Origin of the sequence: Mycobacterium sp., assembly GCF_039583785.1 — a bacterium.
Lineage (GTDB): Bacteria > Actinomycetota > Actinomycetes > Mycobacteriales > Mycobacteriaceae > Mycobacterium.
On the sequence record NZ_JAVKSG010000003.1, the window covers coordinates 93,355 to 106,023 of the forward strand.

Genomic DNA, 12,669 nt, shown 5'->3' on the forward strand with positions numbered 1-12,669 from the left:
CGAATCGCCGGCGACCGCAGCCGTGGCTTCTGTTTCGTGGAACCTAGCTACTCACCGCTTCGGTTTCGGGGTTCCACCACACGGCCGGCTGCTTGGCGGCCCAGCCGCCCAGCGCCTCGAGTTCGGCGGCCAGCGACACCAGGAGCGGCTCGCTGTTGGCCGGTCCCATCAGTTGCACACCGATCGGCAAGCCCTCGGAGGTGAAGCCGGCCGGAACGTTGATCGACGGCCAGCCCAGCACGTTCCACGGCCAGGTCACCGGGCAAGCGGCGATCATCGCGCGATCGGTGGCCATACCGCTGAGCCCGTCGAAGGCCTCGGTAAGCGGCGGCGGCAGCGCGGTCGTCGGCGCCAGCACCACATCCACGATGCGGAAAATCGAGCCCACCCGACGCTGATCGGCAGCTTCGTGTGCGCGCGCGGCGCGCAGGATCTGCTGCGAGAGCACCCGTCCCATCCGCATGTTGGACAGCGTCCGGTGATCCCAGTCGACACCGTCACCCAGTCGCTCGGCCCAGTCCAGTAGCCCAGATGTTGAGCGCGACAAGAAGTTCCACGACAGCCGCAACCCGTAGTCGGGATTGCCCTCGATCACTGAGTGCCCCAGGAGTCGAAGCTGATCGCCCACGGAGTCGAGCGCCGCCTCGATTTCCGGGTCGAGTCGGGCCGCAAAGGCGGTGAACGGGAATCGGGTCGACAGCGCGATCCGCAGCGAACCGGGCGCGAGCCCGACGTGATCGGACACCGTCACCGGCGGCGGCTTGTGCAGGTCGCCGTCGACGTTGCCGGACGCCGCGTCGAGCACCAGGGCCGCATCGGCGACGGTGCGAGCCAGCACGCCGTTGACCGTGATCCCGTTGAACGCCTCGCGCAGCGGCCACGTCGAGATGCGGCCGCGCTGCGGCTTGATGCCGACCAGGTGAGTCCAGGCCGCCGGAATACGAACGCTGCCCGCTCCGTCGGAGCCGATCGCCGCGGTGACCAGACCGGCGGCCACCGCGGCCGCGCTGCCGCCCGACGAACCGCCCGGTGTGTGCCGGCGTGACCACGGGTTGCGGGTGTGCCCGAATGCGGGCCCGCTGGTGAACGGCCATTGGCCCAGCTCGCAGGTGTTGGTCTTGCCGACGATCACCGCGCCGGCGGCCTTGAGGCGGCGCACCACCTCGGCGTCCTGGGTGGCCGGCTGGACGTAGCCGGACGTGCCGAAGTAGCTGGGCTGGCCGGCGATGTCAGTGTCGTCCTTGACCGCGATCGGCACCCCCAGCAGTGGCGCCCGGTCGCCGTCGGCGCGGCGCCGGTCGGCTTCGGCGGCGTCGGCCAGCGCCGACTCGGTGAGCACTACCCGAAAGGCGTTCAGGGTGGACTGGCTGGCGTTGATCGCGTGCAGGGAGCGGCGCACCAGTGCGTCCGACGTCACGGCCCGGCCGGCCAACTGATAGAGCAGCTCAGTCAGAGTAGGCAGGAGTTGGCTGCCGGACCCGGATGCGGATCCGGCGCCGGACCTCGAAGCGCCAACCACGGGTTAGAAGACTATCGGCGCGGATACCCGCGATGTCGCGGTGGGGTTGTTAACCGTTGTCTGCCGGTTGTATCCGCGTGCGGCCGGGAATTCGTCCTCAGCCAGCCAGCCGGATGGGGAGGTACTTCAACGAGTTGTTCAGGTTCGAGCGGACCCGGACCGGCTCGCCGATCAGCTCGATGGCGGCAAACGCCCCTAGCAGTTCCTGGAAAAATATTCGGCCCTCCAGCCTGGCCAGATGCACCCCGAGGCAGAAGTGGCTGCCGAACCCAAAAGACAGATGAGGATTGGGGTGGCGGTGGATGTCGAAGGCCTGCGGGTCGTCGAAGACCGCTTCATCCCGGTTTGCCGACGTGTAGTACATGGCCACCTTGTCGCCGGCGGAGATGCGGGTGCCGGCGAGCTCGGTGTCGACGAGCGCGGTGCGCCGGAAATAGTGCAGCGGATTGTCGTAGCGGATGATCTCCTCGACGGCGCCGGGCAGCAGCGACGGGTCGGACCGCAGCTCGGCCAGCTGGTCCGGATGCCGCAGAAGCGTGAGCAGGCCGGCGGACAGCATGCCCTTCGTCGTGTCGAAACCTGCGGTGACGAGTTGCACGAAGAATCCGCCGAAGTCGAGATCGCTCATCGGCTGACCGCCGAAGTCCGCGTGCAGGATCGCACTGGTCAGATCATCGTCGGGAGGACGACGGCGACGGGCGGCCGCGAACTCGACGGCGTAGGCGGCCATCTCGACGCCGCCGGTGGCGTTGTCCGCCTCCGGGCCGCCCAAATCCGGATCCTGGCTGGACGTATTGCGCTCCGCCAGCGTTTGCAGGTAATCCCAATCGTGCTGCGGCAGGCCGAAATACTCGCCGATCACGTGCATGGGCAGGTTCGCTGCCACGTCGTGGACGAACTCGACGTCCCGCTCTTCGCGAGCCGCGGCCAGGATGTGGCGACATATGTCGCGCACCCGGCTTTCCAGGCGCGCGATCGCCCGCGGCCGAAAATGCGGTGACAACGGTGCGCGATGGGTCGTGTGCCGGGGCGGGTCCATGGCCAGCAGCATGCTGCGCATCCTCGCCAGGGTGTCCGGCGGCGGGTTTTCGACGACCACGCCTCCCCGGTGGGATGAGAAGATCTCGGGGTGGCGGGCGACACGGATGACGTCGGCGTGCCGCAATACCGCCCAGAAGCCTTCCTCGTGTTCCATCGGCTGCCAGTGCACGGGCTCGGTGTGCCGCAACTGCGCCAGCGCGTCATGCGGCACGCCACGGACAAAGGTGTCCGGGCTGGCCAGGTCGACGGCGCCGGCTGAGGTGCTGGTCATGAGTCAGTCGGTCAGGACGTTGGGCCGGGGCAGCCCGGCCGCCTCGCACAGCGCGAGATAGGTCGCCAGAACGCTGGACGCGTCGAGGACGCTGTCGATGTTGCCGTCCGCGTCGAGGTTGAGGTTCGCGCCGTAGATGTGGAACCACACATGCGTGTCGTCTTCGAGAACCTGCAGGGTGTGGACCGAGCCGGCCGGTTCGTACAGGAATGAGCCGGCGCGGTTGATGTAGCCGTACTCCTTGTACTTCCACGCTCCCGTCGTGGTGTACGCGTAGACCGGACCGGTGTGTTTGTGGCGCTGCACCTCGTAGCCGGCCCGGAACACGTTTTCCACGATCCAGAGACCCTCGGCCTCCTTCACCTGGATCACCTTCAGCTTCGAGCCGTCACCGAGGTCGACGAACGGCAGCTCGTCGGCGCCGATGTGCACGGCGCTCGGAACGTCGACCATCGTCATAGAGATGCCTTTCTCGCAGCGATCGAGCAAAACGCCCTCAGCCTAAGCATGCAGCACGATTCACGAAATACACAACACCTAATCGCCGGAAAGTCGACCAGGAGCGCAGCTTCGGGGTCGGGCCGGTCAGGGGATCGGATAGCCGCGCAGCTGTTCGATGATCGCCCGCGTGACCTCGGCGGGGCGTTCCTGCACCAGCCAATGCCCGGCGTCGAGGTCGACGCGCCGGTAATCGGCGATCGGGATCGCCTCGCCCAGAGCGACGGCCAACGGCCCGGCGTAGGGCTCGTCGCGGCCCATGATCAGCAGGGTGGGCACCGCCACCGGTTCCGCAGCGGCCGACAGCATCCGGCGGTGCCCGTCCGACGCCCGGTACCAGGCAAGCGCGGCCGACAACGCGCCCGGCTGGTCGAGCACCGCGACCAGCTGTTCGTGTTCCGCGGCGCTGTGATGGGTCAGCAGTGCGCGGAAAGCGGCCAGCTGATCTTGCCCGAGGACACGCTCGGCCGCCCCGTCCGGCGCCAGCACCAACCCGAGGAAGCGCCGGTAGTCCTCGACGTCGGGGTCCGTCCAGGTAGCTTCCGCGAAGGCGTGGTAGTGCGGAATCGACAAGACGGTCAACGACGCCAGCCGCGATGGCGCGGCGATTGCGACGAGCCAGGCGATCGCCGCGCCCCAGTCGTGGGCCACCAGGTGAAAGCGGCTGAAGCCCAATGCATCTGCGAGCGCCACGACGTCGCCGACCAGCTCCTCGTGCCGGTAGGCCTGCACCTCGCGCGGCCGCGCCCCGGGGCTGTAGCCCCGCTGGTCCGGGGCGGCGCACCGGTAGCCTTCGCCGACCAACGAGGCCATCACTGCGGACCACATGGCGGAGGTTTCCGGGAAGCCGTGCAGCAGCAGCACCGGCTCGCCGGCCTGTCCCGCCCGCCGGACGGTGAAGTCCATGCCCCGGGCACTGATGATTGACTGCGTCATGAATGTCCTGGGTGTGCGTGGGTTGCGCGCGGCGCCCGCGGTGTGAGGTCGGCCAACCGTACCGCTGTCGCGCATCCGATTGACGGCGACTCATCGCATTTGCTTGTATGCGAGCTATGGCAAACCTGTGCGCCGGACGACGCACCGCGGCCGATCTTGTCGCCATCGCCCGGCGGCTACGGCTGCATGCCGTCACCGCCGTGCGCGGCAAGGGGGAAGGGTACGTCGGCCAGGCGTTGCAGTCGGCGGAGCTGTTCGCGGTGTTGTATTTCCATGAGATGCACTGGTCGCCAGCCGCTCTCGACGACGAGGCCCGCGACAGGTTGCTGCTGTCTGTGGGCCACTACGCGCTGTCGCATTACTGCGCCATGGCCGAACACGGCCTGCTCTCACAGGCCCAGCTGGAGACGTACGGCGCCGACGGAAGTCCGCTGACGCTGGGCGCCGAACCGGGTGACGTGCCGGGTGTGGAGTTTGCCGGCGGATCGTTGGGGCAGGGCCTCGGGGTCGCCGGCGGACTCGCTTGGGGCCTGCGCCACATCGGCAACCCGGCGCGGGTGTTCAACTACATGTCGGACGGCGAAACGCAGGAGGGCGCCACCTGGGAAGCCGCGATGTTCGCCGGCGACCGGCTCCTGGCCAATCTCACCTGCGTCGTCGATGTCAACCGGACCCAGGCCGACGGTGAACTGGTGCTCGAGGTCGAACCACTCGCGGAGAAATTCCGCGCGTTCGGGTGGTGGGCCGCCGACGTCGACGGCAACGACATCGACGCGCTGCTGAACGTCTTCACCGAGGCCCGCAACGACGGCGGTGACCGGCCGCGCGCCGTCATCGCTCACACCCGCCTCGCGCACGGGGCGGCCAGCCTGCAAGCCCGCCGAAACGCACACTTCGTGCGGATCCCGGCTGACCAGTGGTCTGCGGTGCAGCGCGAGATCGAGGCGGGCTTGTGACCGCTGCGTCGACGGGCGCCGCCGCGGCCATGGGCATGCAGGTCAAGGCCGGACCCTGGGGCCGCGCGCTGGTGGACGTCGCCGCGTGCCGCTCCGACATCGTCGCGGTGTCGGCGGATTTGAAGAAGTACACCGACCTGTCGGCGTTCGCCGCCGCGTTTCCGGACCGCTACATCGCTGTGGGGATGGCCGAGCAGAACCTGATGCTGACCGCCGCCGGCCTGGCCCGCGCCGGGCTGACCGTGGTCGCCACCTCGTTCGCGGCGTTTCTGGGCCGGCGCGCCGCGGACTTCGCGATCATGCAGATCGCCCTGCCGCGGGCCAACGTCAAAATCGTCGGCGCCACACCGGGCATCTCTGCGACGTTCGGCCCGTCGCACACCTCGATCGACGACCTGGCCGTGTGGCGGGCGGTCCCGCATATGGTGGTACTCGACCCCGCCGATCCCGTTGAGGCCGCGCAGGCGCTGACCGTGGCGCTCGACTACGACGGGCCGGTCTACCTGCGTCAGCCGTTCGACCGCGCCGGTTCGAGCCGGACAACGGATCTGCCGCCGTTCGAACTCGGCAAGGCCGCGGTGCTGCGCGGCGGCCCGGACGTCGGCATCGTCGCCAGCGGAGACCGGGTGCCCGAAGCGCTGACGGCGGCCGACACGCTGGCCGGCGACGGCATCGACGCGACGGTGCTGCGGGTCAGCACCATCAAGCCGTTCGACGGTGACGCGGTAGCCGAAGTCGCGGCGCGCACCGGACGGCTGGTCACCGCGGAGAACCATTCGATCATCGGCGGGTTGTTCTCGGCCACCGCCGAGGCGCTGGCACGCCGCGGACTCGGGGTGCCGGTCACGCCGATCGGCGTACCAGACACATTTCCCCCGTTCGGATCACCGGATTTCACCGCGGAGCTGCTCGGAATGACCGCTGGGCACATCGCCGACGCGGCACGGGCGGCGGTGTCACGTGGATAGCACGAGGCATCGCGGACGCGTGGTCGTCGTCACCGGCGGCGGCCACGGGATCGGCGCGGCCACCGTACGTCGTTTCCTGGCCGAAGGCGCGTCGGTGCTGGCCGCCGACGTCAACCCTAAAGGGCTGCAACGCTTTTCCTCCGAACTCGATGACCGGCTCGTCACCCGGCTCACCGACGTCACCGACGAGGCCGCGGTGCGCGATCTCGTCGACCACGCGGTGGCGGCTTTCGGACGGCTGGACACCATGGTCAACAATGCCGGCACGATCACCATGGGCACCGTCGTCGACGTCGACCCTGCCGACTGGCGCCGCATCATGGCGGTGAACCTGGATGCGGTCTACTTCGGATCGCGGGCGGCCATCCCGCATCTGACCGCCACCGGCGGCAACATCGTCAACACCGCCTCCATCTCCGGGTTGGCCGGCAACTACGGCCTGGTCGCCTACTGCGCCGCCAAGGGCGCCGTGGTCAACCTGACCCGCAACATGGCCATCGACCATGCGCGGCAAGGCATTCGAGTGAACTCGGTCTGCCCGGGGCCGGTGAACACTCACCCCGGCGGGATGATGGACCATCCGAACATGAAACCGGTGTACGAGCGCAACATCCCGATGGGGCGTGTCGGTGAGCCCGAGGAGATCGCCAGCGTGATCGCATTTCTGGCATCCGATGACGCCAGCTTCATCACCGGCCACAACCTGGTCGCCGACGGCGGGCTGACCGCGCACACCGGCGAGCCCAACTTCACCGACCTCTACGCCGACGAGTACTGGGCGGCCCAGCGGGCCCGGCAGCAGCGGTCGTCGTGAACTTCCAGCACGCCGACGTGGCGGCCAACGGCGCTCAATTGGTACCGCAACATCAACGCGCTGCCGACGGTGTTGGCGCCGTTCGCCGGTGCGACGATCCGCGCGCCGGCCACTGGATTCAGCGGGAGCGCGCGTTCGACGTGAACGCCGCGCTGGTCGGCTTCCTGGAATCGCTGTAGGCGATCGGGTGATCACCGCTCGATCGAATGGCGGGGCAACAGGATCGTGCGTCCGGCTGCGCTGCTGCGCGTCGATGTGCGTTCGGACTGGCGACCCAGAGAAATTTCACTCAGTTAATAATTAATAATATGAAGCATATACCTGGCCTTCGCGGTAGGCTCAGGCTTTGATGGATTCGATCAGATCGTTGAGCGTGCCGGGCTGGATGCCGTGACGAGGGCCGATGCGGTTGCCCCTCGGCCGAGTCTGATCGATGCACGCGCCGATTATGGGGCGGACTCCCAACAGCCCAACCCCGACGCGATGTGTCGTCGACCGCGCCGGTATCGCTCGGGTAGTGCAAGCGAGCGAGAAAGTAGGAGGCAAGGATGCTGGGAGCGATCGCAAGAGTGACCAAACAGCTGATCGAAGCGGGCGAGTCGATCGTCGGCGTGCGGCACGGCACCGAGGAGCCCGCCTACACCGTCGAGCAGCGAACCGATGGTGTGGAGATTCGCCGCTACGGACCGCGGATCGCCGCCGAAACCACCGTCACCGCCGACGAAGAAGCCGCGCGCAGCAAGGGGTTTCGTCGGCTTGCCGGCTACATCTTCGGCGGCAACCACACCGACACGAAGATTGCGATGACCGCGCCCGTCGCCCAGCAGTCCGGCGCCGCACGCGGCGAGAAGATCGCCATGACGGCCCCGGTGGCCCAGCAAGCCGAGGGTGACGACGAATGGGTAATTCGGTTCTTCATGCCCGCCGGCAAGACGATGGAGTCGCTGCCGCAACCCGACAACCCGGCCGTGCGGTTGGTGGCCGTCCCGGGGGAGACCATCGCGGTGCGTCGGTTTACCGGCAGCCGTAGCCGAAGCGCGATCGCGGCACAGACCGCGGCCCTGATGCGCACGCTGGGTGGGCTGAGCGTCCAACCAGTCGGCGAACCGGTGGCGTGGTTCTACGATCCGCCGTGGACCGTTCCGATGTTGCGCCGCAACGAAGTCGCCGTCCCGGTCAAGCCCAACCACTGACTCAAAGGAATTACATGCGTACCTCCACAATGCTCGCCACCGCAGCGTCAGTCATCGTCACCTCGGCTGTCGGTGGCCTGGCCACCGGGCCGGCGGTCGACTCGACGTGGTACCGGCGGCTACGCAAGCCGTCCTATCAGCCGCCACGACAAGTGTTTCCGGTGGTGTGGCCGGCACTATTTGCCGACATTGCGGTGGTCTCCGCGTCCACCATCGACCAGCTCAACGATGGCCACGACGAGGAGCGGGCCCGCAAGTACCAGGCGGCGCTTGCTCTGAACCTTGTGCTCAACGCCAGCTGGTCGTGGTTTTTCTTCAATCGTCACCATCTGGTCACGTCAGCGGCCGTCGCGGCGGCACTGACTGCAAGCAGCGCCGACTTGACCCGCCGGGCGATCACGGTGCGCGGCGTACGCGGCGCACCGCTGGCCCTCTACCCGGCCTGGTGTGCGTTCGCCACCGCACTGTCCACGCACATCTGGCTGCTCAACCGCCGTCATCGGCGGTTGTGACCTGGGCGGTCGATCCAGCTTCCACCCGGCCTCGGGTGCGGGCCGGCCCAACCCCGCTCGGCAGGACGCCCGCGCGAGCGTGTCACCGAAACACATGTAGCGGCAACGATGCGAAACTGTTCAGATGCAGCTGTACCGAGACCGTGCGGTGGTGTTGCGCCAGCACAAGCTCGGCGAAGCCGACCGGATCGTCACCTTGCTCACCCGCGACCACGGGCTGGTTCGCGCGGTGGCCAAGGGTGTGCGCCGAACCCGCAGCAAGTTCGGCGCGCGGCTGGAGCCGTTCGCGCACATCGATGTCCAGCTGCACCCGGGCCGCAACCTCGACATCGTCACGCAGGTGGTCTCGCTTGATGCGTTCGCCACCGACATCGTCAGCGACTACGGCCGTTACACCAGCGCGTGCGCGATGCTGGAAACCGCCGAGCGCCTCGCCGGCGAGGAGCGGGCACCCGCGCCGGAACTGCACCGCCTCACGGTCAGTGCGCTGCGGGCGGTCGCCGACGGCACCCGGCCCCGCGAACTGGTGCTGGACGCGTATCTGCTGCGGGCCATGGGCATCGCCGGATGGGCTCCGGCGCTGACCGAGTGCGCGCGCTGCGGCACGCCCGGCCCGCACCGAGCGTTTCACGTCGGCGCGGGCGGCAGCGTGTGCACCTACTGTCGCCCCGCCGGTGCGACGACACCGCCGCTGGGCGTACTCGATCTGATGGCCGCACTGCGTGACGGCGATTGGGAAGCCGCGGAGGGCGTGGCGCAGTCAGCCCGCAGCCACGCCAGCGGTTTGGTGGCCGCTCACCTGCAATGGCATCTGGAGCGGCAGTTGCGCACCTTGCCGTTGGTCGAACGGATCCGTCGGGTCGACGTGGTCGATCAGAACCTGCTCGACCGCCGGGTCGCTCTGGTCAGGCAGGATGTGGCCCATGGAGACGAGCCGGGTGAGCCGCTCAGAGCGCAGCGCTGAGCGCAAGCGGAAGTCCGGCTTCCCGCAGCTCGCCCCGGCGCCTGACGACTATCCGGTCTTTCCGGACACCTCGACATGGCCCGCGATTTTTCCGCCGTTGCCGCCCTCGCCGGACGGCGGCCCTCGCCGCCCGCCGCAGCACATCTCCAAGGCGGCCGCCCCGCAGATTCCGGCGGAGCAGTTGCCCAATCACGTCGCGATCGTGATGGACGGCAACGGCCGCTGGGCCACCCAGCGCGGCCTGCCACGGGTCGAAGGTCACAAGATGGGCGAGGCGGTTGTCATCGATATCGTCTGCGGCGCAATCGAAATGGGCATCAGGTGGCTCAGCCTCTACGCGTTCTCCACCGAGAACTGGAAGCGCTCCGCCGACGAAGTGCGCTTCCTGATGGGGTTCAACCGCGACGTGGTGCGACGCCGCCGCGTCAACCTCAACGAAATGGGCGTCAAGATCCGTTGGGTGGGCTCGCGTCCACGGCTGTGGCGCAGCGTGATCCACGAGTTGGCGGTCGCCGAGGAGTTGACCCGCAGCAACGACGTGATCACCGTGAACTACTGCGTCAACTACGGCGGACGCACCGAAATCGCAGAAGCTGCACGGGATATCGCGCGTGCAGCGGCGGCGGGCAAGCTCAACCCCGAACGGGTCAACGAGGCGACCATCGCCCGGCATCTGCACCGCCCGGACATTCCCGACGTGGACCTGCTGCTGCGGACGTCGGGGGAGCAGCGGACTAGCAACTTCATGCTCTGGCAAGCGGCCTACGCCGAGTACATCTTTCAGGACACGCTCTGGCCCGACTACGACCGCCGCCACCTGTGGGCGGCCTGCGAGGAGTACGCATTGCGAAACCGACGGTTCGGGACGGCGTGATGGATAACCGGCGTCTCGACGTGAGCCACTTCCGTCACACGAGTATCCGCTTTGGAGCACATGTCCTTTTGCCCGCCTCTCAGCGAATTTCGCAAATTTTCGCTCAGAGGCGGGCACATCGGTGGTCCCCGCCGGTCGGTGACGTACGTGGCAGGTGTGACTGATGGCGTCGCTACCGGAACGCTTGTTCACCGTGCTGTCCGAGGTGCTGCCCGCCGACCTGGAATCCGACGGCGCGCTGACCGTTCACCATGACGGGACGATCGCCTCGCTGCGGGTGGTGTCGATCACCGAGGATCTCGACCTGGTGGCTCTGACGCAGATAGTGGCGTGGGATCTGTTGGTGAGCAAGAAGATTCGCGATAGCGTGGCCGGGCAGGCGCACTCCACGCTGCTCGGGTCGGTGACGCTGGTCGAGAAGGCAGGCAAGTCCGCGGACGTGATGTTGCGCTACAACTTCCCGGGCAACGGCCTGAGCGACGAAGCGCTGCGCACGCTGATTTTGATGGTGCTCGACAAGGGCGCCGAAATCCGCAGAGCGGTAATGACTTAACGGCAGTCCGCGCAGGTGCCGTAGATCTCGATGGTGTGGCTGACGTCGGAGAACCCATGTTTGGCCGCGACTTCCGCCGCCCACGCTTCGACCTCGTGATCGCCGACTTCGACGGTTGATCCACAGCCGCGACAGACCAGGTGGTGGTGATGATGGTCGGAGCAACGGCGATACACCGACTCGCCGGTGTCGTTGCGCAACGTGTCAAGCAGGCCGGCTGCGGCCATCGATTGCAGCGTCCGGTAGACGGTGGTGAGTCCGATGTTCTCGCCACGCTGCCGCAGCTCGTCGTGTAATTCCTGGGCGGAGCGAAACTCGTCGAGGGTGTCCAGCAGGCCCGCGATCGCGGCCCGCTGCCGGGTGGCCCGCACGCCGGTCTGGGCCGTCACGGCTTGTCCTCCCCGGCATGCGCGACGGCGTCGACCACGATGTGCGCCAAGTGCTGGTCGGCCAGCCGGTAGAGCACCTCGCGGCCGGACCGCTCACCGGCGACCACGCCCGCGGCCTTGAGGATCTTCAGGTGCTGACTCACCAGCGGCTGCGGCACACCGAGCGCGTCGACCAGTTCATGCACGCAGCGCGCAGCCTCGTTCAGCTGCAGCACGATGGCAATCCGCACCGGCGCGGCCAGTGCGCGTAGCAACTCGCCGGCGGCGTCGAGGATCTCCCGCGACGGTGGCGCCGGAAGTTCCGCGGAATGGCCGTGTCGGTGCTCGCCGACCAGCTCATCGCCGTCAGCTGCGGGGGAGGGTGAGGCAGACATGCTGCCTCCACTTTCACATTAGCAACCACGCATGTCAAAGAGCGCCAGATGGATCGCTACGATGACGGATCGTCCCGCCTTTTACAAGAACACCGTTTCAACGACAGGAGTCCTCACCCCGTGGCGTCCGTCATCGACACTGTTGTCAACCTCGCCAAACGACGTGGCCTGGTCTATCCCGCCGGCGAGATCTACGGCGGCACCAAATCGGCGTGGGACTACGGGCCATTGGGCGTCGAGCTCAAGGAGAACATCAAGCGGCAGTGGTGGCGCGCGGTGGTGACCGGCCGCGATGACGTTGTCGGCCTGGACTCGTCGATCATCCTGCCGCGCGAGGTGTGGGTGGCCTCGGGCCACGTCGAGGTCTTCAACGACCCGTTGGTCGAATGCCTGAACTGCCACAAGCGGCACCGCCAGGACCACATGCAGGAGGCCTACGCCCTCAAAAAGGGCAAGGGCGAGCCGGCCGTCGATCCAGACTCAGTGCCGATGAGCGAGATCGTCTGCCCGGATTGCGGCACCAAAGGCCAATGGACCGAGCCGCGCGAATTCAACATGATGCTCAAGACGTACCTCGGCCCGATCGAGAGCGAAGAGGGTCTGCACTATCTGCGTCCGGAGACCGCGCAGGGCATCTTCGTCAACTTCGCCAACGTGGTGACCACGTCGCGCCGCAAGCCGCCGTTCGGCATCGGCCAGATCGGTAAGAGCTTCCGCAACGAAATCACACCGGGCAACTTCATCTTCCGCACCCGCGAGTTCGAGCAGATGGAGATGGAGTTCTTCGTCGAGCCGTCGACCGCGCCG

At 67.6% G+C, this 12,669-nt stretch carries 16 protein-coding genes; 10 read left to right on the forward strand and 6 right to left on the reverse strand.

Going from position 1 to position 12,669, the window contains the following annotated elements:
* Positions 1-43: 43 nt before the first annotated feature.
* The 4 genes from ABDV69_RS03225 to ABDV69_RS03240 all read right to left on the reverse strand — a co-directional run bounded on the left by ABDV69_RS03225 (position 44) and on the right by ABDV69_RS03240 (position 4,265).
* Positions 44-1,519 carry an amidase gene (locus ABDV69_RS03225; protein ID WP_343571892.1) on the reverse strand — a complete coding sequence of 492 codons (1,476 nt, stop codon included), beginning with the start codon at positions 1,517-1,519 and terminating at the stop codon, positions 44-46.
* A gap of 97 nt (positions 1,520-1,616) precedes the next feature.
* Positions 1,617-2,831, reverse strand: coding sequence for a cytochrome P450 (locus tag ABDV69_RS03230; RefSeq protein ID WP_343571893.1), 1,215 nt, complete (start codon positions 2,829-2,831; stop codon positions 1,617-1,619).
* Positions 2,832-2,834: 3 nt separating this feature from the next.
* Entirely contained in the window at positions 2,835-3,290 is a 456-nt protein-coding gene (locus ABDV69_RS03235) for a 2,4'-dihydroxyacetophenone dioxygenase family protein (protein ID WP_343571894.1), read from the reverse strand.
* A gap of 126 nt (positions 3,291-3,416) precedes the next feature.
* The gene (locus ABDV69_RS03240; RefSeq protein ID WP_343571895.1) at positions 3,417-4,265 is read right to left on the reverse strand and encodes an alpha/beta fold hydrolase; all 849 of its coding nucleotides are present in this window, start codon (positions 4,263-4,265) and stop codon (positions 3,417-3,419) included.
* A 107-nt stretch (positions 4,266-4,372) separates the two neighbouring features.
* Between ABDV69_RS03240 and ABDV69_RS03245 the strand changes: the two genes are divergently transcribed.
* The 9 genes from ABDV69_RS03245 (at position 4,373) to ABDV69_RS03285 (ending at position 11,099) form a co-directional block, all read left to right on the forward strand.
* Complete coding sequence (locus ABDV69_RS03245) at positions 4,373-5,221, forward strand: transketolase (RefSeq protein ID WP_343571896.1); 849 nt, start codon at positions 4,373-4,375, stop codon at positions 5,219-5,221.
* Entirely contained in the window at positions 5,218-6,189 is a 972-nt protein-coding gene (locus tag ABDV69_RS03250; protein WP_343571897.1) for a transketolase C-terminal domain-containing protein, read from the forward strand. Before ABDV69_RS03245 ends, ABDV69_RS03250 begins: the two co-directional genes overlap by 4 nt.
* The gene (locus tag ABDV69_RS03255; protein ID WP_343571898.1) at positions 6,182-7,003 is read left to right on the forward strand and encodes an SDR family oxidoreductase; all 822 of its coding nucleotides are present in this window, start codon (positions 6,182-6,184) and stop codon (positions 7,001-7,003) included. Before ABDV69_RS03250 ends, ABDV69_RS03255 begins: the two co-directional genes overlap by 8 nt.
* Positions 7,000-7,182, forward strand: coding sequence for a hypothetical protein (locus ABDV69_RS03260; RefSeq protein ID WP_343571899.1), 183 nt, complete (start codon positions 7,000-7,002; stop codon positions 7,180-7,182). The genes ABDV69_RS03255 and ABDV69_RS03260 overlap by 4 nt, the downstream gene beginning before the upstream one ends.
* A gap of 369 nt (positions 7,183-7,551) precedes the next feature.
* On the forward strand, positions 7,552-8,196 hold the full coding sequence (locus ABDV69_RS03265) for a heme-binding protein (protein ID WP_343571900.1): 645 nt from the start codon (positions 7,552-7,554) through the stop codon (positions 8,194-8,196).
* 14 nt (positions 8,197-8,210) lie between these two features.
* On the forward strand, positions 8,211-8,708 hold the full coding sequence (locus tag ABDV69_RS03270; RefSeq protein WP_343571901.1) for a TspO/MBR family protein: 498 nt from the start codon (positions 8,211-8,213) through the stop codon (positions 8,706-8,708).
* 124 nt (positions 8,709-8,832) lie between these two features.
* Positions 8,833-9,672: a DNA repair protein RecO gene (gene recO, locus ABDV69_RS03275; protein ID WP_343571902.1), complete on the forward strand. Its 840-nt coding sequence runs from the start codon at positions 8,833-8,835 to the stop codon at positions 9,670-9,672.
* Positions 9,632-10,546, forward strand: coding sequence for a decaprenyl diphosphate synthase (locus ABDV69_RS03280; RefSeq protein ID WP_343571903.1), 915 nt, complete (start codon positions 9,632-9,634; stop codon positions 10,544-10,546). Before recO ends, ABDV69_RS03280 begins: the two co-directional genes overlap by 41 nt.
* A 163-nt stretch (positions 10,547-10,709) precedes the next feature.
* A complete protein-coding gene (locus tag ABDV69_RS03285; protein ID WP_343571904.1) occupies positions 10,710-11,099 on the forward strand; it encodes a hypothetical protein in 390 nt (129 codons plus the stop codon).
* Here ABDV69_RS03285 and ABDV69_RS03290 read toward each other — a convergent pair.
* The gene (locus ABDV69_RS03290) at positions 11,096-11,488 is read right to left on the reverse strand and encodes a Fur family transcriptional regulator (protein WP_343571905.1); all 393 of its coding nucleotides are present in this window, start codon (positions 11,486-11,488) and stop codon (positions 11,096-11,098) included. The genes ABDV69_RS03285 and ABDV69_RS03290 overlap by 4 nt on opposite strands.
* Positions 11,485-11,862 carry a metalloregulator ArsR/SmtB family transcription factor gene (locus ABDV69_RS03295; protein ID WP_343571906.1) on the reverse strand — a complete coding sequence of 126 codons (378 nt, stop codon included), beginning with the start codon at positions 11,860-11,862 and terminating at the stop codon, positions 11,485-11,487. The genes ABDV69_RS03290 and ABDV69_RS03295 overlap by 4 nt, the downstream gene beginning before the upstream one ends.
* Before the next feature lie 120 nt (positions 11,863-11,982).
* Between ABDV69_RS03295 and ABDV69_RS03300 the strand changes: the two genes are divergently transcribed.
* Positions 11,983-12,669: glycine--tRNA ligase (locus tag ABDV69_RS03300; RefSeq protein ID WP_343571907.1), on the forward strand; the 687-nt coding region annotated here is incomplete at its 3' end.

What these genes read in the sequence shown, in the direction of transcription:
- ABDV69_RS03245 (WP_343571896.1), top strand. Translation starts at nt 4,373, where the DNA reads ATGCGAGCTATGGCAAACCTGTGCGCCGGACGACGCACCGCGGCCGAT.
- ABDV69_RS03280 (WP_343571903.1), top strand. Translation starts at nt 9,632, where the DNA reads ATGGAGACGAGCCGGGTGAGCCGCTCAGAGCGCAGCGCTGAGCGCAAG.
- ABDV69_RS03235 (WP_343571894.1), bottom strand. Translation starts at nt 3,290, where the DNA reads ATGACGATGGTCGACGTTCCGAGCGCCGTGCACATCGGCGCCGACGAG.
- ABDV69_RS03230 (WP_343571893.1), bottom strand. Translation starts at nt 2,831, where the DNA reads ATGACCAGCACCTCAGCCGGCGCCGTCGACCTGGCCAGCCCGGACACC.
- ABDV69_RS03240 (WP_343571895.1), bottom strand. Translation starts at nt 4,265, where the DNA reads ATGACGCAGTCAATCATCAGTGCCCGGGGCATGGACTTCACCGTCCGG.
- recO (WP_343571902.1), top strand. Translation starts at nt 8,833, where the DNA reads ATGCAGCTGTACCGAGACCGTGCGGTGGTGTTGCGCCAGCACAAGCTC.
- ABDV69_RS03270 (WP_343571901.1), top strand. Translation starts at nt 8,211, where the DNA reads ATGCGTACCTCCACAATGCTCGCCACCGCAGCGTCAGTCATCGTCACC.
- ABDV69_RS03295 (WP_343571906.1), bottom strand. Translation starts at nt 11,862, where the DNA reads ATGTCTGCCTCACCCTCCCCCGCAGCTGACGGCGATGAGCTGGTCGGC.
- ABDV69_RS03285 (WP_343571904.1), top strand. Translation starts at nt 10,710, where the DNA reads ATGGCGTCGCTACCGGAACGCTTGTTCACCGTGCTGTCCGAGGTGCTG.
- ABDV69_RS03265 (WP_343571900.1), top strand. Translation starts at nt 7,552, where the DNA reads ATGCTGGGAGCGATCGCAAGAGTGACCAAACAGCTGATCGAAGCGGGC.